The following is a 21,681-nucleotide window of genomic DNA, read 5'->3' as shown; positions in this document are numbered from 1 at the left end:
TACGGGGCTCTGCATGCTATCCCTGTGGTTGCAGTTCCACCTCAATACACCAGCCAGAATTGTTCTGCATGCGGTACAACAGTGAAGAAGTCTCTTTCTGTTCGCACACACATCTGTACTGGTTGTGGTGTCGTTCTGGATCGTGATCATAATGCCGCGTTGAATATCCTGATGCGCGCACTCCAATACGTTTCAAACGGTACCGTAGGGCATACGGGAACCCGCGAGCTCGACTCGCGAAACGCTTCTGGAGACCTGGCCGCTCCTGCGTCCTCCAAACGGAGACGTGGCAAGTCGGGTCGCTGAAAGAAGAACCCCCTGTGCTTTAGCCAGGGGAGTGTCAGATAAGTGTCAAGCATAATCTTGCATGTTCGGCACTTTCCTGTCCGGTTCGAGCCTCAGGAAAAGGCGTTCGCCGAGCACGAAAAGTGATATACTATGAGCGAGAAAGAGAGCCATATACAGAAGTCAAAAGGAAGTACAATATGCGTCTACGCCAGCTCTTTGCTCCGCATTCGTCTCGCACGCTGGCTCCTGTGTACGTCTACAGTGATGAAAAGAGGCGACGACGTTTGCCCGAGCCTCCGCCTTCCCTCTGGGCGCTGCTGCTCGCCTGGATAAAGTATCACGCCACACAAATACGTTGGGATATAGAACGTGCTATTGCGCGCCTGTTGCGTCGTCGTTGGTAAGAGCTAGAGGTCCTCTTGTTGCTTCTCTTCTGTCCCTAACCAGGAAAGGAGATTTCCGGGCGGCCGCTCAAGCGAGAGATCCCCGGTACGGCGCATGCGTGAAAGCGGAACATCGGATGCGTAGCGTGCGCGATATTTCCGCATTACCCGAAGTTGTTGTTTGCGTTCTTTGGCCTCTTGAAACTCGATTGCCAGTCGTCGATAGAGATGTTCCCATTCCTCAAGAATAGCCTGGCGGTCGTGTCGGGCGATAATCTTCAAGCTATTTTGTCCCATGCGTTGTCGTAGCGGCTCGTCCCTGAGGATGCGATCCATCTGGGCGGCCATCTCTTCGCTATTGCCCGGCTCAAACAGGTAGCCATTTTCTTCGTGGTGAACCAGCTCTGGCAGGGCGTAGGAGCGTGCCGCAACTACCGGGAGCCCACAGGCCATTGCTTCCATTGTTGCCAGACTTTGCAAGTCGGCCTCTGATGGAATGGTGAAGAGGGTTGCGGTGCGTCGGAGCGTCAGTAGTTCATCATCGGGGACAAAGCCCAGGAAGCTGATGCGGTCGTTCAGGTTCAGGCTGGCGACCAGGGCGCGAAGATCTGCCTCTGCCGGGCCAGTGCTGACCAGAGCAACATGTGCCCGCTCTTGCATTCTGGCAACCGCGCGAATCAGCACATCAATGCGCTTCTCTTCACTCAGGCGGTTGACATGCAGAATCAGGGGCTGATCTACCGGTAGATTGAAGCGTTGCAATATAGCAGGGTCGGCGGGACCGGGCGTGAACCGCTTGAGATCGATGCCATTGGAGATGGCTCGGGCCGGCGCGCGCAATCCATGCTCATAGAGCAGATTCAGAGCCGTCTGGGTTGGCGCTGTCACATACTCACAGCGGTTACAGAAGGAGACCAGATAAGAGTATGAGATATTGCTGAAGTGTTTACCGATCAATGTATCACCACTCAGCGAACGGCTCATATTGATCGGGAGATAGTGATTTGTGGCAATAACCGGCTTGCGCAAGCCACCCGCCAGAATCTGGGCAATATTGCCCATCACAACCGGGGAATGAATATGGATAATATCTGGATCGCTTTTCTTCAGTAGTTTGCGTACCGGGAGAATCGGGAGGAAAGGAATGCGCAGCCCCTCGTACGTGGGCCAGTCGAAGGAGGCAAAGCGATAGACCCGCACTTTCTGCTCAATGCGGCGCACATCGCGAGCGCCAGAGCTGGGAGCAACAACCCAGACCTGGTGACCACGGTTGGCAAAATCTACCGCAAGACCATGTACGACGGTCGGAACACCTCCGACCATCGGGGGATATTGATCTGTAACAAGCATAATACGCATGGCCTTGATTGCTCCTTCTGTCCTCTCCCCGATTCCTTCGGCCTTCTCAGGCGGCAACACCAGAAAATTGCTTCTGGTGTTGCGGGAGCATAAGCTTACGAAGCCTCACCGGTCTCTTCAGAAACAGGAGTTGGTGACGCGGCTTCTGTGCTCTCAGGCTCGATCTCAGGCAGCTCAACCTTAGGTGCAGCGGCTTTCGCAATGGGCTCCTCCGGGTCAATCTCCAGCTCAATGCCCTGGGGAAGCTTGATATCTTTCGCGTAAATGACGTCGTCAATGTTCTCCAGAACGCTGATATCGACGTCAATCGCAGGCACAATATCAGTGGCGCGACATTTGACGCTGAGCTCGTCGACAAGATGGAGAGGCACCGCCTTGAGATTCTTCACCGCTGGAGATTCACCAACAAAGTGCAGCGGTATCTTCACTGAGATCATCTCTTCCATGTCCACACGCGAGAACTCCACATGGAGGAGGTGACTGGACACGGGATCGTATTGTACTTCCTTAATCAATGCGGTCTGCACTTTCCCATCAGGGAGGCGCAGGGCGTAAATACTCTTGGTCCCGTGCTTTTTGCGCAGGCGCTCAAACTGTACTTCATCGAATTGGATCGGTCTGGATATCTGCTTGTGGCCACAGAGGTTTGCAGGGATAATCCCCTTTGCGCGTAATCGCTTCGTTGCTTTCCCCTGTACCTCACGCGGCACAACTTGCAGTTCTACCTGTTTCGCCATAGACCATATCTCCTTTCGAGTTGCTCACTTTCAAGGCTTCCCTGCTCACCGACTGCTGAAGGTCCTTGTAGTCAGGCCTGATAAGCAGCCCTTGTTTGATATACGAGAGGCGGAGCTATTTCGATACACCGCGCCTCGAATGCGAAGGTCACCCAGACCGCTTCTCAGGCTGAGATACTGTGTCCAGTCGAGGCCTTTCAGGAAGGCATACCCCTTCCTGAAAGTGACTCTCCGGGTTGGCGAACCAAATTGAAGCGTGATTACTTCTTTTTATTCCTTCTCTCTTGAAAGAAGCGTAAAAGTGTTTCTGCATCCATTGTATTTGGTACATCGCTTGCGCGTAACCAGCCTTTGCGTGCAACACCTATACCATAGCGCATATCATCTAACCCTGCAAGAGTGTGGGCATCGGGGCCAATTGGAACCTTGATACCCTTGTCGCGAGCACGATGCACATAGCGCCAGTCGAGGTCGAGCCTGGCCGGGTTGGCGTTAATCTCGATGCAGACCCCGTGCTCGGCGGCTGCGTCGATGACCGCTTCCAGATTGATTGCATAGCCCGCACGTTCGAGGAGAATGCGCCCGGTCGGGTGTCCGATAATGTTGACATAGGGGTTCTCAATGGCGCGGATCATGCGCTGTGTTTGCTCGGTCTCGGATAATTGAAAGTTGCTATGGATGGAGGCGATAACGAAGTCGAAGCGGGCCAGAATCTCATCATCATAGTCAAGTGACCCATCGCGCAGGATATCGCACTCGGTGCCTTTCAGGATACGAAAACGCCCGGCATATTCGGCGTTCAGGCGGTCGATCTCAGCCCATTGCTCTTCCAATTCCTGGAGGGTCAGGCCGCCCGCATAGGCCGCAGCTTTGCTATGATCAGTAATCCCGATATAGGAATAGCCGCGCTCAATACAGGCTTCAGCCATCTCCTTAAGCGTATTCTTGCCATCGCTATAGGTGGTATGGGCGTGAATGATGCCCTGTAGATCGTGTTCAGTGATGAGGTCGGGGAGCGCGTACCGGGTCGCGGCCTCAATCTCTCCCATGTCCTCACGGAGCTCAGGCGGAACGTACTGCATATCAAGTGCCGCGTACATGTCAGCTTCAGTCTGGCAGGGGACCAGCTCCTCTTTTCCTTCTACGATCTTGAACAGGCCGTAATCGTTGATCGTCATCTGCATGTTCTGCGCACGACGGCGCAGCGGAATGTGATGTTCGCGTGAGCCGGTGAAATGGTGCAGCGTATATGGGAAGTGGCTGTCAGTAACGACGCGCAGGTCAACCGCGATACCGCTGTGTAAGACAACGCTGGACTTGGTCGTGCCCTTGCCTGTAATGGTTGCGACCGAGGGCTGCGAGGTGAAGAAATCCATGATCTTCATGCGTATTGCGTCATCGGCGTTATCGGCAACGCTCAGCACAATATCGATATCCTTCACGGTCTCGCGGCGACGACGCAGGCTGCCTGCAACTTCTAACCGGACGACTTCAGAAAGCGTGGCCAGCGCGGCGCGGATCTGTTCGGCCTCGTGTTCTGCGACATTGATGCGGTGGCGCTCAGTATGTTTACTGAGGAAGTCAATGCCCTCAAGGATCTTATCCTGTGTCTTTTTGCCAAAGCCTGGCAGGTGAGCAACTTTGTTCTCCTTGCAGGCCTGTTCCAGCTCGGCCATACTGGTAACCTTCAGATGGTCGTAGATCGCGTTGATCTTTTTCGGGCCAATGCCGGGCAAGCGGAGCATCTGAAGCTTGATGGCGGGGGTTTGTGCGCGCAGTTCGTCAAGAAACGAAATGGTGCCTGTATTGATCGCTTCCTCGATACGCTTGATGATCGTTGGTCCCAGGCCGGGAGTGCCCTTGAGCTTCTTATCCTTCACAAGCTGCTCAATATCGCCGTCCAGCCCATTGAGCGCCCGGGTCGCGTTTTCATAGGCCCGCTGCTCATAGACATTGCTGTCTTCTTTTAAAGATAACAGGACACCGATTTCCTCAAGCATCCTGGCGATCTGTGCTTTGTCCATAACAACCTTCTTTCAATCTAAAAAGAAGTCAAAGTATTCTGGCCGTGCGGAAGAGACCTCAAAAGGATGACGCCCGCGCAGGTCACGATTGAGATAGCGCTTACAATCGAAGTGGACGAGGAGCCAGCAATACATAGGATTGGAGACAAAAACGGCATCCCACGGTTTCTCGTCTCCCATATCCAGTATCTTATTGCAGACAAAGCATTTCACCAATCCAGCTTCAACTGCTTTCTCATACCAGGACAGAACGAATGCGTGCATATCGTCCAGCGTCATATAGTCCAGACAATCGGGCGGATAGCCGAAGTCGACGGGATCCGGGCATTCGCGAAAGTCGCTATCTGCCCGACTCAGAGCGACCAGCGGCGGCTTGACCGTGATTTTGATCTCGTCGTGTTCGGGATCGTCGCCGGAGGTCAGGACATCGGTCAATAGGAGCTTTTCCCGTGCGAACCAGTTCAGTAATTCATTGCGCATTCTTTCTATTCTCACACAAGGTCACTTTTGTGGGTTTCATCTGTTTTGGCGCGTTGCCAGCGTTCCAGCCACTCGGCGGAGGTATAGGAAGAGAAGTCGCGTCCCTCCTCGCGTGCGAGGCGTTCCATGCTCTGAAAACGCTGTTTGAATTTTCGGTTTGCGTGGCGCAGGGCCTCCTCTGCATCCAGTTTGAACCAGCTTGCGAGCAAGACAACGACAAAGAGGATATCACCGAGCTCATCAAGCCGCTCTTCTGCTGTGTTGGCCTGGCGGAACTCCTCAAGCTCTGTTCCTAGCTTGGTGATGATCTCGTCCACTTGATCATAGCGGAAACCAGCGCGCATGGCCCGTTTCTGGTATTTCTGAGCGATCATAGTCGCGGGCATGCCCTGCGGAACACCATCAAGGAGCCCTGTTTCTTCAGGCTGAATGCCCGCCTGACGCTTCTCCGCTTTTTTGATCTCTTCCCAGTTCAGAGCGACCTGCCCGGCTGTCTCGGCCTCGGCAGTGCCGAAGACGTGGGGATGACGACGGATCATCTTCGCGTTGATCTGTTCATAGACATCGCCAAGCGAGAAGTCGCCTTCCTGCCGTGCTATTTCGGCGTGGAGATAGACCTGTAGAAGCAGGTCACCAAGCTCTTCGGCCAACTTTTCCATGTCATTTTCTTCCAGCGCCTCTACCACTTCATACGTTTCTTCGATGACATAGCGAGTCAGGCTCTGGTGTGTTTGCTCGCGGTCCCAGGGGCAGCCGTCTGGATCACGACGCAGGCGCATGGTAATAGAGCGCAGGGTTTCGGGCAGGCGGAGCGAGGTAAGCTCATCGACGGGCGGGACATAGAGCGTACAGAGGTGATTGGTAACGTTGGTACGGTCCAGCTCATAGAGCGGGATTTCAAGGACCGGCTCCTCGTTTGCACTGAGTCCCGCGAGGCGAACCAGGCGGACCGGCCACTCATCCGGGTAGAGCTCGCCCAGGACTAGCTTGATATCACTGGCAAGGCGGCGGTTGTAGATCTGCGGGATCAGCAGAGGGGCGGTTGGAATGAGAGCGCCCGCAATCTCGTTACTTTCCAGAGCGGCGAGACGTGTAGCTTCCAGAATCTGAAGACCGCGGTCATAGGGATCAAGTGAAAGGAGTTCACAGACCGGCTCAAGCAGAGAGAGGCCGGCGACGATCCGGGTAGTGATTCCGCGTTCACGGGCCTGTTGTACGAGCAGTTGTACTGAGGACTCTCCGATCAGTGGATGACCGGGCACTGCGTAGATAATGGGTTGTTGTGCCGCAAGCTGGCAGACCTCGGAAGCGATGCGCTCATAGAGTGTATCCCAGGTGTCTGACTCATCGTAGAGGTGGTCAAAAGACCTGATTTGCAGCTCCGGGAGCTCTTGCTTGAGGGCTGCGGCGGCAGGGTGCAAGGTGGTTCGGAAGTAGACGATCTGCTGTTGTTCGGCGGCTTGTGTGAGCAGGGTGTGCGCCTGAACAGTAAGATCATATATGGAACCCGGGCCTAAGCCCAGGATAGTCAGCATCGGTGTATTCATAAGATTGGCTTGAAAACTCTCCTTCGTAGAAAGCACGTTTTAATTTTTCTTGTTCTTGAGTGTATTAGGCTGCGTAGCAGTATGTCAAATGGACTCAGCCTCGTGAATTGGCATTGTCACAACCTTAGCGACGTGTTATGCTTTGTAATGAAAGAATATCATGAGTGTTGCCCGCTCTTTTACGGGTAGCCCTAAGGAGGGACTAATACGTATGGCGTCCGCACAAAGCCAAAAACCAACCTGTCCTGAGTGCAACCAGGCAGATAAAGTTAAGACGATGCAGGCAGCATACGATTCTGGTGTTACTCGTTGTGCGCCTCCCGACATGCCAACGCGTAATGTGCCGATGTTCAAACCCATCGCTATTAGCGTGGTGCTCGTTGCTATCTGTGTGTTCCTGATTATCGTCTTGCTTGGAGGTATGGAAGCGCATCTTGACCCGACCATCGCTGTTATACTGGTGGGTCTCACGCTCGCTGTTACCGTGCTTGCATTGGTGCTTTCTTATATCGCCTTCCAGCGTGTGGTGAAGGGCGATAACGAAGCAGCCCTGCGTTTTCCGGCCTGGGATAAGGCTATGGAGCGCTGGAACAGCCTGTACTACTGCGCACGGGATAACGTCGTTTTTGATCCGAGCAACGGCCATGTTCTGAATGATGCAGAGCTGGTTCGCATCCGCGCATACGATGAATTGGAAGCGCGTCAGGAAATGGCGGCAACTGCACGGCAGGCATAGTATTACTGTTCAAGCAATGTCCTTGAAAAGAACAGATGAACGGGAGTCTTGTACCGATAAGCTCCAATTTTTTACTTTTTCCCTGTTGTGCCTTGAAGCATTATAGCGGTGTTGTCGGGTAGCGTGCTTACCGAACAACGCCTTTTCCCGTATTTCATGATGCATTCCGGACCGATGAAGGGAGGGAAAAGAAGAAGGCTCTTTTTTCCCTCCCTTGTATTATGCCACGATTCGTTGATTTTGGCCTCCTCACCCGCCAGCCATCATATTCTCATCGGTTGGATCGCGTATGATCCAGTTGGCCTGTGTCTCGGAGCCATATTGTTTCATTCGCTGCCGCTCTTCGTTACGGCGCGCCTGCTCATATAGGTTGTGCGCGGCTCTAGCTGGATCAAAGCTCATCGTTTGTTCAAGCTCAGGAGTATGTGCGATGAAGTCAAACTTCTCAGCGATGGAACGAATGGTGTGGGGATCGGTGATCTTCTCGTCCTGGATCAGTCGATACGCCTTGATCAGGACTCCCTCCTTGAGCTGTTGCACTGAGGGTGAGGTGGCAGACTGTGGAAGCACTGCCGCTTGTTCAAGGGTTGTCTCTCTGGCTGCTTCTGGGTCCACTGGTGTTGCTCCCTCAATTGGATCGCTATCGACGACATAGAGGCCACGCGGTACGATAGACACATCTCGAATGGTAATCCAGTTGATCTGTACCCCCCACAGAGCGACTCGCTCGACCATACGCTGATAGAGGTAAGCATTGACGCGCTCCCAACGGGCATTAGAGGTGAAGTCATCGACCTGCGGATTCAAGACAGGCTCGCCTGTCAGCCCTTCCGGCCAAACAATGAAGTCCGCAGGGCTAAAGGTGGTGCCTATCTGCTGAAGCTCGACAACAAAGAGCTCTCGCAGGCTATGCTCCCAGTTGGAGACCTGCGTCACGGCTAGGTAGGCATCTTCAGGGAGAAGCTGATAGGAAATGGTCGCCCGGAGAATCAGATCCTCATCGCGTGAGACCTGGACCCGCTGTACAGGGCTGATCCACTGCTTTTCGCCGGTGCTGAGCTCGTGCGTGATTTTTTCCCAGGGAGGCACAAAATGGAGTCCAGGATAGAGCGTGTGGTGATATTTCCCTGAGACATACACGACTGCAACATAACCATCCGGGATCTGGTGAAAGGTTCGGCGAGCCAGCAGGACACAGATGGCCAGCATCAGCACAAGGGCCACGATGCCGATAATTGGCCCATAGAGGGTAAAGCAGCCCACGAAGGCAAAGACAAACAGGCCGACCAGGCTGACAAGCATCCAGAGGCCGTTCTGGGTTCCCAGATAGTAGATGATAGTTCCCTGGACCAGCGCCAGGATAATCAGGAGAATGGCAATCGGCCAGAAAGCGCTTGCCGGAAACCAGGCCGTGCGATTGGCGATAGCAGGTAAAACGAAGAGAGCGGTGAGGCCACCAAAGAGGAGGGGAAGTCCGATCAGGCTCCCGTAATAGGTCAGGGTAGACCGAAGAGAGGCGGAGGCAGGTTCTACCGGCTCACCCTCTTCTTCATATCCATTGTATTCCTCTCCATCATCTGTGGTAAAGTCCTGGGAGTGAGGTATTTCCTCCTCAAGGAACTCTTGCTCATAATGCTGATCGTCCCGGGACCACGGCTGGCCCGGGCCTTTCCCGTCTGTAGGCATAGGAACTCACACCTTCCTCATGTCTCATTGCCAGGGACTCAAGCTTTCTGCATCTTCTTTTTTATACCACATGTACCGCAACCTCCGCCGCCTCCTTTTGCACTGCAACACCCACCGCCGCCACAGGTACAGCTTGATTTTCCGCAAGCACAGCTTTTCTGAGAAGAGGACTGTTCATCTACGGGAACTTGAATGGTCACACCGCTTTCCAGCATGACTTCAACCGAATTTTTTGGCACATTGACCGAAACGACCTTGCCGGGGCCGCTTGGAGTATCGAGCATGGTGCCGATTTGGGGCATCTGTTGCTTGGCCTGAATATAGTTGTCGTTTTCGTAGGCAAGGCAGCACATCAGGCGGCCACAGACACCGGAGATTTTCGTTGGATTGAGGGGAAGTCCTTGTTCTTTTGCCATCTTGATGGAGACGATACCAAAGTCGGTGATCCAGGAGCTACAGCAGAGCGTTTTGCCGCAGGGGCCAATACCGCCTTGAAGCTTTGCCTGATCGCGAGCGCCGATCTGTCTGAGTTCAATGCGGGTGCGGAAGGTTGCGGCGAGGTCACGAACAAGGCCGCGGAAGTCAACGCGTTCATCAGCGGTGAAGTAGAAGGTCAGGCGGCTGCCATCGAAGGTGTACTCGGCTTCGACCAGCTTCATGGGTAAGCGATGTTGAGCGATGCGTTCGGCACAGCGTACCATTGCTTCCTTTTCTTTGCTCTTAAAAGAAAGCATCATGCGGAGCTCATCTTCGGTTGCCAGACGTTGTACCGGCTTGAGAGGCTCGGTCAGGTCGCTCTCAGGGATCTTCTTTGAGGCGATTACCACGCGTGCCGCTTCGATGCCGCGCACAGTTTCGACAATCACATATTGTCCATTGTTGAAAGTCTGTCCCTGCGGATCAAAATAGTAGATTCGGCCTGCCGGTCGAAAGCGAATGCCAACAACAACAACGTAATTATGTGTCTCAATCCCTGTATTCGTCGCCAGATTCATCGGCCACTCTTTACCTAGCTTCTAGGCTAAGAAAGGATGCAGCCGCGTTGCTGCATCCCTCTCCTCGCTCTTACATATCGTTTGTGAGAAGAATTGCTTCTGCCACTTCGCGCATTGATTTGCGATTGTTCATGCTGGCCTTCTGGATTTTGCGGAAAGCTTCCTGTTCAGTAAGTCCCTGTTTCTCCATCAGCAGCCCTTTGGCGCGTTCAACAATCTTGCGGGTTTCCAGGGTCTCGCTCAAACTTCGTGCTTTCTCTTCCATTGCCCGGAACTCGTTGTAGCGAGCAAGGGCAATTTCAATCGCAGGAGCAACCTCGCTCTCACGCAATGGCTTGACAATATAGTTCACGACGCCTGCTTCTTTGGCGCGGTCAACAAGGGGTTGATCGCCAAAGGCCGTGAGCAGCAGCACCGGTGCAATTTTCTCTTGTGTGAGAATTTCGGCGGCGGCAATGCCATCCATATCAGGCATGCGAATATCCATAATAACCAGATCTGGTCGTAGTTCACGTGCCAGATTGACAGCACTCTGACCGTCACCGGCCTCGCCGACTACCAGATAATTCTGCTTGGTCAGCACATCTTTCAGGTCCATGCGCTGAATAGCTTCGTCGTCAGCGATAATAATTCTAATTGGCATAAGGTCACCTCGTTACAGCCTTGGTATCATCCACCGAGACTCATTAGATAGATAACAGTTATGAATCCCCTCTCTATTAGTAATAGAGTATATCATAACCTGTTCGAATGAGTCGATAGGCAAACAGCTTGTCTCTTAAAAATAGGCTCGTGAGCGTTGTATCCTGCGCTGCACATCGCAGTTTTAGCTCTTCCATTAGAAAGCGAGCACCGGATAACTCAAGAGGACGCTACGAACCTTGTTTTCCGGAACAGGCTGCATCCAGACTCGGCTATGATTCCAGCGCTGTCAGTCAGGGACAGATCAGGCAACGTCGAGAACGGCATCTCCTCTCAGGATATGAGCAAGTTCGCGGGCTTCACGTGAGATCTGGCGCAACTGTTCGGTACTGATAGTTTGACGCGCATCGGAAATGGCCTTTGCTGGATCATAGTGCGTCTCAATAATCAGGCCATGAGCGCCAGCGGCGATACTCGCACGAGACATCGCGGGGACCAGTTCGCGCTTGCCCGTTGCATGGCTTGGATCGATAATCACAGGCAGATGTGTAAGTTCTTGCAGGAGAGGAACGCAGGTGAGATCAAGGACATTGCGCGTCTGGGTATCGTAGCTCCGAATGCCACGCTCACATAGCATCACGTTCGGGTTGCCTGAAGCAACGATGTATTCGGCTGCGAGTAACCATTCCTCAATGGTCGCAGAAAGACCACGCTTCAGGAGCACCGGGAGCTTTTTGCTGTGGCGACCGACCGCCTGAAGCAGGGCATAGTTCTGCATATTGCGCGCGCCGATCTGAAGCACATCGGTGTATTCTGCAACCGTGTCGAGCATTGCGATGTCCATAACTTCAGTGATAACGGGAAGTCCTGTCTCTTCGCGTGCCTCTGCGAGCAGGCGCAGCCCCTCTACACCCAGACCCTGGAACTGGTATGGAGAGGTGCGCGGTTTGAAAGCTCCGCCACGCAAGACCTGACCGCCAGCCTCCTTCACTTCGCGAGCGATCCGCAGGATCTGTTCACGATTTTCAACCGAGCACGGTCCCGCCATGATGACCGGTACAGATGTTGTACCACCGACTGTAACCGGCGTGCTGGAACGTGAGTTGCCAATGGTGATGCTACTGGTCTCTTGCTGGAATGTTCGGCTCACTAACTGGTAAGGAGTTTTGACGGGGGTAAGCTTTTCAACGGCGGGATGTTGGAGGAGGATCTGCTGCGCTTCGGGGTCAATCGCTTTGTTCTCGATCACAAGGACCTCACGACTGCCCATACTGGTACAGACAGCAGGTAACATACTATCTGCTAATCGATTCAACAACGACATCAATTGTGCGCGATCCTGACTGCTGGCCTGGCTGTTGATGGTGATGATCATGGTTCGCATCCTCTCTTTGTATCTTTGGTACGACAATTTCAGGTAAACAAAAAAGCAGAGGTTTTTTTTCCTCTGCTTCCAGCATGATAGCGTTTTTTGTGCTCAGCTCAAAGAGCCCACCATCATGCTGGAGGGCTAAACCAGTAATAAAAGTAAAACTGTGTGTTGTCATTTCTCTGGTTCTGGCTGAGCATCGTTCTTACCGTTTTATGCTTTCTTCTCTAATCTTGCTTCTTCGGCGTATTCGCCGATACCTTTTTGTGATTCTGTAGCAATTATAAGGGGGTAATGCAAGGAATGTCAAGCCTAAAGGGGGGGAATAGCCAGTTGAGGGGTATTTCTTTTTTTTCTTGCTTGCCTCATTGCACGATCTTTAAGATAATGGAAGGGAAGCGCTCGCGCGGGTGAGAGGGAACATGGAGAGGGGTTGACTGCTTTTTTGCAAGCAGAGAAAACGTGTCAGAGCGTTCACTTTTGTAAAGATTGTGGGTGGATATTCACTGATGAAGCAAGTACGACTTTCCGAGGGGTGGCAGCTCAAACAAAGAAATGCTTCGCTCTCGTTGATTGATGATTTTACCAGCCTGGATGGGTGGCTCTCCGCAAGCGTGCCGGGCGTGGTTCATCTGGATCTCTTGCAGCAGGGCCAGATCCCTGACCCCTTCACCGGCACAAATGAAGAGCAATTGCAGTGGATTGGTGACTGCGATTGGCTGTATCGCTGTGAATTTGAGATCCCTGACGAACTGCGTCAGGCGCAGGTGGTGGAGCTCTGTTTTGATGGACTGGATACCTTCGCTACGGTCTGGTTCAATGGCACCAGGATTATCGGCTGTGAGAACATGTTCCTCTCGTATCGTGTGCCTGTAACAAAGCTGTTACGCCCTGGACGCAACACATTGCATATTCTCTTTGAAGCTGCTATGCCGCACGGCAAAGAGCGTGAGGCACAAGAGGGCGTGCGCTCGCTCTGGAATGGCGATTCCAGCCGGGTGTATGTGCGCAAGGCGCAGTATCACTATGGTTGGGATTGGGGCCCGGTCTTTATGACGTCTGGTCCCTGGCGTCCGGTGCGGTTGGAAGCCTATGACGCTCGTATCGCCGAGCTGCATTGTCCAGCAAACGTGGCGGCCGATCTGCGGAGCGCAACCGTACCGGTGAGCGTCCAGGTACAGTCTGCTGCCGCGCTGACTGATGCTGAACTGCATCTTGTGGTGGAAGCGCCCGACGGCTCACAGGTCACAACCGCAACGCTTCCCGTGACCGAAGAGGCCGAACTGCAACATACGTTTACGCTGGAAAACCCGCAACTCTGGTGGCCGCATGGCTACGGTGAACAGCCTCTCTATCGTGTGGTGGCAACACTGTGCAAGGGTGATGTCGTCTATGATGAGCGCTCGCAGCGGCTTGGTCTGCGGCGTCTGGAATTAATTCAGCGTCCTCTGGCCGAGAAGCCTGGCACCAGCTTCTTCTTTCAGATCAACAATGTGCCCATCTTCTGCGGGGGTGCGAACTGGATTCCGGCTGATTCGTTCCTGCCACGGGTGACACCGGAGCGCTATCGTCGCTGGCTGCAACTGGCTGTCGATGCGAACATGAATATGCTTCGCGTCTGGGGTGGTGGTATTTACGAGGAGGATGTGTTCTATGACCTCTGCGACGAAATGGGACTGCTGGTCTGGCAGGATCTGATGTTTGCCTGTGCGCTCTATCCGGCCTCGGAGTGGTTCCAGGAGAGCGTGCGCAAGGAGGTCGATGAGAACCTGCGCCGTCTGCGTCATCATCCCTCTATTGTGATCTGGGCCGGAAATAATGAGGATTACCAGCTCGCGGCCTCTGAAGGGAAATATGATCCTGCTTTCCAGGGTGACTTTACACAGACCGAGTTTCCTGCCCGGGTGCTCTATGAGCGGATGTTCCCTGAGTTGTGCGCGAAACTGGACCCAACGCGTCCATACTGGCCCGGTAGCCCATATGCCGGAGCCAATCCCGATGACCCCACACAGGGTGATAAACATGCCTGGGGCATCTGGCAGACGCTGGAGCCCTATCAGAATTACCCGCAGTATGCCGGTCGCTTCGTCAGTGAGTTTGGGATGCAGGCATTTCCAGATGTGCGCACGCTGGCTTCGGTTGCGGAGAAAGAGGAGCTGTATCCGCAGAGCCGTACGCTTGATTTTCACAACAAGGGGCTCTATGGTCCGGAGCGCATCGCGGGCTATATTCAGCAGAATCTGCGCATTCCCGGAAACACACTGGAAGAGTATATCTATGCGTCTCAGTTCGTGCAGTCGGAGGCTATCGGGGTCGCTATTCGGAGCTGGCGGCGGCTCTGGAGAGGTGAAGGGCGTGAAGAGACTGCGGGTGCGCTTGTGTGGCAGTTAAACGACTGCTGGCCGGTAACGAGTTGGGCACTGGTTGACTATGCGCTCCGGCCCAAACCGTCTTACTATACCATTCGCCGTGAGCTTGCTCCGTTCGCGCTCGGGATCGCTCATGCCGGACAGAAGCGAGTCGCGATCTGGGGGGTCAGTAGCCTGCGCACAGAGCAGCATGCTGAACTTGAGGTGCGAGTCTGGAAGCTGGATGGTATCCTTGTAACCGAGGAGAAGCGCCCGGTGACGTTGCTCCCGAATCAGGCAACCGAGCTGATGGAAAGCGAGCAAGAGCTGAACGGGAGCTGTGTGATCGCTGTGCGGTTACTCGTTCAGGGTGAGGTGCTGGCGCGCGCGTCGCTCTGGCCGGAGCCCTTCAAGTATCTGACGTTGCCCGATCCCGGGGTCACGGTGGAACGCCTGGATGAGCAGACCGTGCGTGTGCAGGCGCAGCGGCCGGCTAAAGGTGTCTACCTTACCGCAAATGATGGCGTCAAGTGGAGCGATAATATGCTTGATGTCTTCCCGGGTGATCCTCAGGTGCTCGTCGCGGAGGGCCTGGACGAGACCGAGATTACCGTGCGTAAGCTCTAATTTGCAGGTAGAAAAAAAGGATGTCCCCTGTGATCTCGCAGCGGGACATCCTTTGACTGTCTGTTTAGCGGCGTTTTTCTTTGCGCTGTTGCAGACGATACTGTATATAGAGATCGTCGTCAGCGCCCTTTTCTCCCTGTTTGATGGTTGGCTGTACACGCGGGGTCGAGCTCTCTTTGCTAGAAGAGGGCTTTTTCCCACGGTTTGTATTCGATGTTGTGTTGAAGCGTGGCAACAGATCGAACTTGACTAGAACAACAAGCAGAACGATAAGAGCGATAATAAAGATCAGGCTTGATGTTGTGATACGCAGCGGTAGGCCGAAAAGATGTTCGAGTAGAATGCGTTCCCATCCAAGCGCATTGGTAAGGGTGATGACGCCGTAGCTTAACACGTTGGCGACAAGCATATAGATGAGCAGGCCCAGGATCCAGCGAGTTTTAAAGAGCGGAGCTGGTTTAGATGGGCTTTTCGGCTTCTCCGCCTTTGTCTCCTCTTCTTTGGTGTCCTTCCCCTCGTGCTTCTGAGCCTTGTTACGTGATGCACGGGCCAGGCGCGCCCGCGCTATCTCCTCCGGCTGCGTCTCCTGACTTTTTCCGACCTTTGAGAAGAAGCCGGGGAGGCGGCGACGTGATGGGGCCGGAGACTCCTCAACAGTATCAGCCTCAAGCGTCTGGACGGCGACAGCATGACTCTCCTCGGCTGCTGATGTGCTCTCCTCCGGTGTTGGTTCTACGGAATGAAGCACGCCCTCAGGCGAAGTCACGATCACTGCGCGCTGGCGCTTTGCTTTTCTTCGTCTGGTACTGACTTTGTACTCCTGGGTCATAGTTCTCGTTCTCCTGAACATTTCGCGGTTCAAGCGTATGCTCTCCGCTTATTGTGGGTTCTCGCTTTCGTTTTTTTCCTGCGAAACCTGTACTTTCGGTTGTTCTTCGTGGTATTGCTCACGTGGCGGTTGCTCTCTTCGCATTGGCTCTGCCGCATGCGGATAACCTGCATGTGGTGCTGTATAGGCCGGAGGGGGAGCGTAGATCGACGCGGCAGGCCCCTGACCTTGAAGATTCGCGTATGCCGGAGGCATCTGATATTGTTGTTGTTGCTGTGGGGGCTGTGGGACCTGGGGAACTGGTGGCTGCGCAGCTTCCAGCGCAGCAAGACCGGCCTGAGCTATATCATCATCACGGCCCGGGGCATTGCCTCCACTGACGCCAATGCCACCAATGGTTGCGCCATTGACACGAATGGGCCATCCGCCATCCGCCAGAATGAAATTGCCATCGGTCATCTGGGCCAGGCTGGAAGCGAAGCCAGGAATATGTGCTGCCCACTGGGCGACCGAATGGGTCGACTGGTTAAACATGACTGCTGTTGTGGCTTTGGCAATACTGATATTTCCGGTTGCCCAACCATAGGGGCTCATCATGCGCTCGAAAAGAACCAGATGTCCACCAGCATCAACAATCGCGATACTGACGGGGCTACGCAATTCGCGCGCGCGTTGTTTGCAGGCTTCCATGATTCTGCGGGCCAAGTCGATTGTAATGCTCACAGCCTAGAACTCCTTAAAATTTCTTATTTTACATAAGATAATGCTTCTTCAAGCTCTTTTTTGTCTGGCTCGAAAGAAGAAAGTAAGAAAAAGGGCAGCTCCCCGGATACTGGTTTTCAGGTGCAGTAAACGAAGCGAAAAACAGATTCTGTTCTCTTTCCCTCCCTTGCCCTTTCTGACCGCCGGACGCGTCACAGAAAGTGTGCAAGTGTGTGGCTTCATTGTACCGCACCTGAGGATGCCATGCAATGAGGTATATTTAGGCTAAAGATGCTATTTTGATGTATCGCGTCCGAGCAATGTAACCTTCTCCTTACGCCAGACGAGCTTGCTGTACTTCTCTTCAACAAGCTGGTGTGCCAGTTCCCATTCTGAGGCGGTTACATCTCCTGGCTCAAAAGGTACCTGTAATGCTTTCCCGAAGCCAATACAGAACGCTTCTGCCACTTGTTCCCATGTAGCCTCTGGTGCAAAGGTGTGGAGCGGCGTTGTTTTGGTTCGATAGACAGCCAGCGCCTCGGCGCGTGCATCTTCATCGGGGAAGCGAAGCAACTCAAAGAATTCTGATGCCCGGTCATCGAGTGGCAGTGAGCCCTGTTGAAGCAGTGATTCGTCTTTCCAGACTTGAGCGCTGCCCACAAGCTTAAAGCCTCCGCTGGTCAGATCCGCCTGCGTCGACGAGGCAAAGCACGCGGCAGAGGGATTTTTTCGGACGCGCTCGTCACTGATCTCGGCATGGATGCCAAGCCGCTCCAATGCTGCCAGCAATCCCTGAGAGAGATAGGCATAGGCGGCAACGACACCGGAAGGTACACCTTCACGCTTTCCGATCACGATGCTATAGGTAAATTCGTCGCGGTGATAGACGGCGCGACCACCTGTCGGGCGGCGGACCAGTGCAACGCCTCGCTGCTCGCAAACGTGCTGTAAAATCTCGCGTTCGATGCTCTGGAAACGCCCGAGCGAAATAGAGGGGCGATCCCACCGAAAGACGCGCAGCGTAGGCGGGACTTTTCCCTCGATATGGTGCAGAAGAATGGCTTCATCAAGTGCCATGTTCAACATGGCATCATGCGTGCCGGTATCAATAAAACGGTATGCTGATTGCATATGACTTTCTATCCTTTCGCATGGCCGAGAGGGCAAAAGTGGTATCAGGTTTTAGCCCTGTGCCTGACGGGCCCGGGCGGCTGCTTTCCACTTTTCTCGCTGCTGTTCACGAACTGCTTCTGAGGCGGGTTTGTAGCGTTCCAGGAACTCATCACGATAGGCGATGTAGTTTCCGGTGATAATCGCTTCGCGCAGTTCAGCGGCCAGACGAAGCATAAAACGTAGATTATGAATGGTTCCCAGACGATAGTACAACTGCTCTTCCGCACGCAGCAGGTGATGGACGTAGGCCGCGCTATAATTGCGGCAGGTGTAACAGTCGCATCCCTCCTCTATTGGCCCGGTGGCGGTCCGATAGCGTGCGGCTTTGATGCTGATGCGTCCAGAACGCGTAAAGAGACCCCCGTGGCGGGCGACGCGCGTCGGGAGCACGCAGTCAAACATGTCCATCCCGAGCCCGACACCCATCACCAGATCTTCGGGAGAGCCAACACCAAGCAAGTGACGCGGCTTCTCGCGTGGCAGTTCGGGCGTGACATAGCGCAGCATCTCCCACATCGTGGCCTTTGGCTCGCCAACTGAAAGCCCACCAATCGAGAACCCGGTGAAAGGCATGCTGCCGATAATACGGGCGCTTTCACTGCGCAGCTCTGGCTCAAAGGCCCCCTGTACGATGCCAAACAGGGCCTGTTCCGGGCGCTGGCGCTCTTTTTCGATCAGGGCTCGTTCCTCCCACCGATGTGTCTGTTCCATTGCTTTGCGGGCTTCCTGTGGCGGACAGGGATAGGGTGCACAAATATCCAGTGGTAAGATAATATCAGCGCCTATCTCTGCCTCTATCTGCATCACGCGCTCGGGCGTCAGGGTGTGATAGGAGCCATCCAGATGGGATTTAAAGGTCACCCCATCCTCATTGAGCTTGCGCAAGTGTCCCAGACTCCATACCTGAAAGCCGCCACTATCGGTCAAAATGGGTCCATCCCAGTGCATAAAGGAATGGAGACCACCGAAGGTGTCAATTAGCTGCGAGCCGGGGCGGAGCATCAGATGATAGGTATTTGAAAGGATGATCTGAGCGCCGACGGCTTTGAGCTCTTCCGGTGAGACACTCTTCACCGTTGCCTGAGTACCGACGGGCATAAAGATAGGAGTGCGAATGGTTCCATGAGGAGTGCGAAGCGTTCCCGCGCGAGCCCAGCTCTCAGAACACTCCGCGTCTATTGTAAACTCAAACACTGTTGACATCAATCTATCTTCTACTGAAAAAGGGTTTGTCAGAAGAAAAGGTATCGCTAACCTTCTCCTTATTGTCTCATAAACGTCAAGCATTGGCGAATCTTTAGCCCTGCCCGAGAAACAAACACATGCTTTGATGCGAGATGAGCCGCGTGCAGCAGTAATGCTGGATAATGTCGAGTATAAAATATACATAAAATTACTGACCATATGGTACATTTAACCGTAAAACTACTTGCAAAACGTGAAAAGATGATGTATGCTGTTTTTCGGTATCCATCGCGGTCTCGCAACGGTGTCGCCCAGAGTACGAGTCCCACGCTGGTAGGGGGATAGACACACTGGTGCATCTGCTGAATCAAGGGCCCGGAGGTTTACCATTTTCGTGACACTTTAAGGAGGTCCTAGTTGAGCTTCGTTGACAAAACCTTGAAGTGCGTTGAATGCGGAAACGATTTTGTGTTCAGCGCCGGAGAACAAGAATTCTACCAGCAGAAAGGTCTACAAAACCAGCCTCGTCGCTGTCCTTCCTGCCGTGCCAACCGTCGTGCTGCTGCTGGCAGTGGCACTCGTACTGAACGCGCTCCGCGAGAAATGCATACGGTTATTTGTGCCGATTGTGGTACTGAAACACAGGTCCCCTTCCTTCCCAGGCATGATCGCCCTGTCTATTGCAGTTCATGCTTTGAGAGGCGTGGGTTAGCTCGCAGTCGAGCAGAGGCATAGGCTATTCCCCTGGAACCAGGGAGTATGTTTTGCCTGACCGATGCTGCTATTTCGGCTGTATCACATTCGCAAGCGTAGAAATGATGGAGGATGAGGTCAGGGTCTGTTCCTGATCTCGTCCTTTTCTCTTATCCCTTTCTCCTCCGCTCTTCGCCTGTTTACTACATCTTCCTTCCCGTTCTGAAGGCCGTTTATGGACAACGGAAATCGGGAAAGTGGCTGGAATAAACGTGACGGCTTTCTCTGTTTATTCGTTTAAGAGCTAAGTATACTTTCTGGTACAGAGATACGACCCTGTTTCGGAAAGCGGGAGGTCCCTTGTTTATCAAGAATGGAAAGCTCACGTGCTCAGGTTCCCTATCTTTTCCGGGGTCTAGTCGACTCGTGTTATGATAGAGAGAAGAGAATTTGGCCTGGCTTGACACAGAATACAGGCTCTTTATAATAGAGGAATATTCTTTCGTTTGACGGACAAAAAAGAAAGTTTTCCCGCAGGGGAAGGCATCTCTTGCGGGTGTCTTGAATGGGATTTGTAGACGGTTTCTTTGAGACGAGGCACCCGGAAGAGATGCCTTTACCATTCACATCTTTTTCTTGAGGGGGCGTTCTTTCCTTTTATCCTGTTTGTCACTTTTCAATACCCATAAACGTGACAAAACGATATGGAACAGTATACTATGTAAAGAGGAATAGTACGTCGTTTATGTAAAGCTGTAATTGTTTTTCGGGTTGTTTGATCCAATGGCTACCGATTCTGATAAAATTGTTGTTGATACGCACGAGGAACAAATTGTGCAGACCGCTCCCAGGCGGTCGATGCAGGTTGTGGAATCCAGAGTAACGATCGATGACCTCTTTGCCGAAGCACGGCAATATCTCTCGACCGAAGATCTGGAGCGGATCCGTCACGCCTACGAACTGGCAAATCTGGCACATAAAGGGGTAGTTCGCCGCTCGGGCGAGCCCTACATCCTCCATCCTATTGAGGTGGCGCTGCTGCTAGCAGGCATGCGCATTGACGCAGAAGGCATTATGGCGGCGTTGCTTCATGATGTTGTAGAGGATACAGAATATACACTTGATGATCTGCGTGAACAATTTGGTCCCCAGGTAGCCAATATCGTTGACGGCGTCACTAAGTTTGATGCGCTGGCAGGCCGCAAATTGGTTGAGGGGCAGCAACTGGAAGATGTACCCCTTTCTGTCGTCGACAAGCGCAGACAGCGTTCCGAAACGGTACGTAAAATGCTGGTGGCAATGGCCGAAGATCCCCGTGTGGTGGTGTTGAAACTGGCCGACCGCCTGCACAATATGCGCACCTTGAGCGCGATGTCCTCTGCACAGCAGCAAAACAAAGCGCGTGAAACCAACGAGATTTATGCGCCCCTGGCCCGGCGCCTGGGCATGATGCTGGTGCAGGCAGAACTGGAAGACCTTGCCTTTAGCTACCTTGAGCCGGAGAAATATCAGCGGCTCGCCCGTGAGGTGGAAGAGGAGGTCAAACGGCGTCTACCTTACATCAATGATGTCTGTCGCACCTTACGGGAAGAGATGAAACGTGCGGGTATCCATGCAGAGGTGCACGCCTGGCAAAAACATCTTGCCAGTATCTCCCGCAAGCTGGAGTATGTGCCTCGCCAGAGCAACGAGAACCCGCTGAGTCAGCTCCATGATCTGGTCTCGTTCCGGATTCTGGTCGACACCGATAACGAATGTTATCTTGCATTAGGCCATATTCACGCGCTCTGGCGGCCCAAAGATGGACGCATTAAAGACTTCATTGCTACCCCCAAACTCAACGGCTATCAATCCCTCCATACAACCGTCTTTTGTTTG

The 21,681-nt window shown here is 53.5% G+C and carries 19 protein-coding genes; 6 read left to right on the top strand and 13 right to left on the bottom strand.

Annotated elements, in window-relative coordinates:
- Positions 1-306 (top strand): zinc ribbon domain-containing protein (locus tag EI42_RS30540; RefSeq protein ID WP_146505413.1); only part of this gene is annotated, 306 nt, incomplete at its 5' end.
- A gap of 179 nt (positions 307-485) precedes the next feature.
- The gene (locus EI42_RS30535) at positions 486-692 is read left to right on the top strand and encodes a hypothetical protein (RefSeq protein ID WP_111326577.1); all 207 of its coding nucleotides are present in this window, start codon (positions 486-488) and stop codon (positions 690-692) included.
- Positions 693-695: 3 nt separating this feature from the next.
- Here EI42_RS30535 and EI42_RS30530 read toward each other — a convergent pair whose 3' ends face one another.
- The 5 genes from EI42_RS30530 to mazG form a co-directional block, all read right to left on the bottom strand.
- Positions 696-2,030, bottom strand: coding sequence for a glycosyltransferase (locus EI42_RS30530; RefSeq protein ID WP_111326575.1), 1,335 nt, complete (start codon positions 2,028-2,030; stop codon positions 696-698).
- Positions 2,031-2,125: 95 nt separating this feature from the next.
- Complete coding sequence (locus EI42_RS30525) at positions 2,126-2,767, bottom strand: 50S ribosomal protein L25 (protein WP_111326573.1); 642 nt, start codon at positions 2,765-2,767, stop codon at positions 2,126-2,128.
- Between the two features lie 260 nt (positions 2,768-3,027).
- On the bottom strand, positions 3,028-4,791 hold the full coding sequence (gene polX, locus EI42_RS30520) for a DNA polymerase/3'-5' exonuclease PolX (protein WP_111326571.1): 1,764 nt from the start codon (positions 4,789-4,791) through the stop codon (positions 3,028-3,030).
- Between the two features lie 12 nt (positions 4,792-4,803).
- On the bottom strand, positions 4,804-5,286 hold the full coding sequence (locus tag EI42_RS30515; RefSeq protein WP_211326428.1) for a hypothetical protein: 483 nt from the start codon (positions 5,284-5,286) through the stop codon (positions 4,804-4,806).
- Positions 5,283-6,818 carry a nucleoside triphosphate pyrophosphohydrolase gene (gene mazG, locus EI42_RS30510; RefSeq protein ID WP_111326567.1) on the bottom strand — a complete coding sequence of 512 codons (1,536 nt, stop codon included), beginning with the start codon at positions 6,816-6,818 and terminating at the stop codon, positions 5,283-5,285. The genes EI42_RS30515 and mazG overlap by 4 nt, the downstream gene beginning before the upstream one ends.
- A gap of 211 nt (positions 6,819-7,029) precedes the next feature.
- Between mazG and EI42_RS30505 the strand changes: the two genes are divergently transcribed.
- Positions 7,030-7,554, top strand: coding sequence for a hypothetical protein (locus EI42_RS30505; RefSeq protein ID WP_111326565.1), 525 nt, complete (start codon positions 7,030-7,032; stop codon positions 7,552-7,554).
- Between the two features lie 249 nt (positions 7,555-7,803).
- On the opposite strand, the gene EI42_RS30500 is transcribed toward EI42_RS30505, so the two are convergent.
- The 4 genes from EI42_RS30500 to aroF form a co-directional block, all read right to left on the bottom strand.
- Positions 7,804-9,240, bottom strand: coding sequence for an SPFH domain-containing protein (locus EI42_RS30500; RefSeq protein ID WP_111326563.1), 1,437 nt, complete (start codon positions 9,238-9,240; stop codon positions 7,804-7,806).
- 38 nt (positions 9,241-9,278) lie between these two features.
- The gene (locus EI42_RS30495; protein WP_111326561.1) at positions 9,279-10,235 is read right to left on the bottom strand and encodes a PSP1 domain-containing protein; all 957 of its coding nucleotides are present in this window, start codon (positions 10,233-10,235) and stop codon (positions 9,279-9,281) included.
- Positions 10,236-10,305: 70 nt separating this feature from the next.
- The gene (locus EI42_RS30490; RefSeq protein ID WP_111326559.1) at positions 10,306-10,878 is read right to left on the bottom strand and encodes an ANTAR domain-containing response regulator; all 573 of its coding nucleotides are present in this window, start codon (positions 10,876-10,878) and stop codon (positions 10,306-10,308) included.
- A gap of 303 nt (positions 10,879-11,181) precedes the next feature.
- Entirely contained in the window at positions 11,182-12,252 is a 1,071-nt protein-coding gene (aroF, locus tag EI42_RS30485) for a 3-deoxy-7-phosphoheptulonate synthase (protein WP_111326557.1), read from the bottom strand.
- 503 nt (positions 12,253-12,755) lie between these two features.
- Here aroF and EI42_RS30480 point away from each other — a divergent pair.
- Positions 12,756-15,221, top strand: a complete 2,466-nt coding sequence (locus EI42_RS30480; RefSeq protein WP_111326555.1) for a beta-mannosidase — start codon at positions 12,756-12,758, stop codon at positions 15,219-15,221.
- 64 nt (positions 15,222-15,285) lie between these two features.
- Here the strand turns inward: EI42_RS30480 and EI42_RS30475 are convergent, their stop codons facing one another.
- From EI42_RS30475 to tgt, 4 genes are all read right to left on the bottom strand, one after another.
- On the bottom strand, positions 15,286-16,050 hold the full coding sequence (locus EI42_RS30475) for a hypothetical protein (protein WP_111326553.1): 765 nt from the start codon (positions 16,048-16,050) through the stop codon (positions 15,286-15,288).
- A 48-nt stretch (positions 16,051-16,098) separates the two neighbouring features.
- Positions 16,099-16,773, bottom strand: a complete 675-nt coding sequence (locus EI42_RS30470) for a GlcG/HbpS family heme-binding protein (RefSeq protein WP_111326551.1) — start codon at positions 16,771-16,773, stop codon at positions 16,099-16,101.
- Positions 16,774-17,046: 273 nt separating this feature from the next.
- Positions 17,047-17,883 (bottom strand): lipoate--protein ligase family protein, encoded by an 837-nt coding sequence (locus tag EI42_RS30465; protein ID WP_111326549.1) that lies wholly within the window; start codon positions 17,881-17,883, stop codon positions 17,047-17,049.
- 51 nt (positions 17,884-17,934) lie between these two features.
- On the bottom strand, positions 17,935-19,128 hold the full coding sequence (gene tgt, locus EI42_RS30460; protein WP_111326547.1) for a tRNA guanosine(34) transglycosylase Tgt: 1,194 nt from the start codon (positions 19,126-19,128) through the stop codon (positions 17,935-17,937).
- 399 nt (positions 19,129-19,527) lie between these two features.
- On the opposite strand from tgt, the gene EI42_RS30455 reads away from it, so the two are divergent.
- Entirely contained in the window at positions 19,528-19,845 is a 318-nt protein-coding gene (locus tag EI42_RS30455; RefSeq protein ID WP_111326545.1) for a zinc-ribbon domain containing protein, read from the top strand.
- A gap of 741 nt (positions 19,846-20,586) precedes the next feature.
- Positions 20,587-21,681 (top strand): HD domain-containing protein (locus EI42_RS30450; RefSeq protein WP_146505465.1); only part of this gene is annotated, 1,095 nt, incomplete at its 3' end.

This window comes from Thermosporothrix hazakensis (genome assembly GCF_003253565.1).
In the GTDB taxonomy this organism is placed as follows: domain Bacteria; phylum Chloroflexota; class Ktedonobacteria; order Ktedonobacterales; family Ktedonobacteraceae; genus Thermosporothrix; species Thermosporothrix hazakensis.
Note: the sequence above shows the minus strand (reverse complement) of the source record. Positions and strands in the feature narration are given on the sequence as shown.

What these genes read in the sequence shown, in the direction of transcription:
- mazG (WP_111326567.1), bottom strand. Translation starts at nt 6,818, where the DNA reads ATGAATACACCGATGCTGACTATCCTGGGCTTAGGCCCGGGTTCCATA.
- tgt (WP_111326547.1), bottom strand. Translation starts at nt 19,128, where the DNA reads ATGTCAACAGTGTTTGAGTTTACAATAGACGCGGAGTGTTCTGAGAGC.
- EI42_RS30525 (WP_111326573.1), bottom strand. Translation starts at nt 2,767, where the DNA reads ATGGCGAAACAGGTAGAACTGCAAGTTGTGCCGCGTGAGGTACAGGGG.
- EI42_RS30535 (WP_111326577.1), top strand. Translation starts at nt 486, where the DNA reads ATGCGTCTACGCCAGCTCTTTGCTCCGCATTCGTCTCGCACGCTGGCT.
- EI42_RS30490 (WP_111326559.1), bottom strand. Translation starts at nt 10,878, where the DNA reads ATGCCAATTAGAATTATTATCGCTGACGACGAAGCTATTCAGCGCATG.
- EI42_RS30465 (WP_111326549.1), bottom strand. Translation starts at nt 17,883, where the DNA reads ATGCAATCAGCATACCGTTTTATTGATACCGGCACGCATGATGCCATG.
- EI42_RS30530 (WP_111326575.1), bottom strand. Translation starts at nt 2,030, where the DNA reads ATGCGTATTATGCTTGTTACAGATCAATATCCCCCGATGGTCGGAGGT.
- aroF (WP_111326557.1), bottom strand. Translation starts at nt 12,252, where the DNA reads ATGATCATCACCATCAACAGCCAGGCCAGCAGTCAGGATCGCGCACAA.
- EI42_RS30495 (WP_111326561.1), bottom strand. Translation starts at nt 10,235, where the DNA reads ATGAATCTGGCGACGAATACAGGGATTGAGACACATAATTACGTTGTT.
- EI42_RS30480 (WP_111326555.1), top strand. Translation starts at nt 12,756, where the DNA reads ATGAAGCAAGTACGACTTTCCGAGGGGTGGCAGCTCAAACAAAGAAAT.
- EI42_RS30500 (WP_111326563.1), bottom strand. Translation starts at nt 9,240, where the DNA reads ATGCCTACAGACGGGAAAGGCCCGGGCCAGCCGTGGTCCCGGGACGAT.
- EI42_RS30475 (WP_111326553.1), bottom strand. Translation starts at nt 16,050, where the DNA reads ATGACCCAGGAGTACAAAGTCAGTACCAGACGAAGAAAAGCAAAGCGC.
- EI42_RS30505 (WP_111326565.1), top strand. Translation starts at nt 7,030, where the DNA reads ATGGCGTCCGCACAAAGCCAAAAACCAACCTGTCCTGAGTGCAACCAG.
- polX (WP_111326571.1), bottom strand. Translation starts at nt 4,791, where the DNA reads ATGGACAAAGCACAGATCGCCAGGATGCTTGAGGAAATCGGTGTCCTG.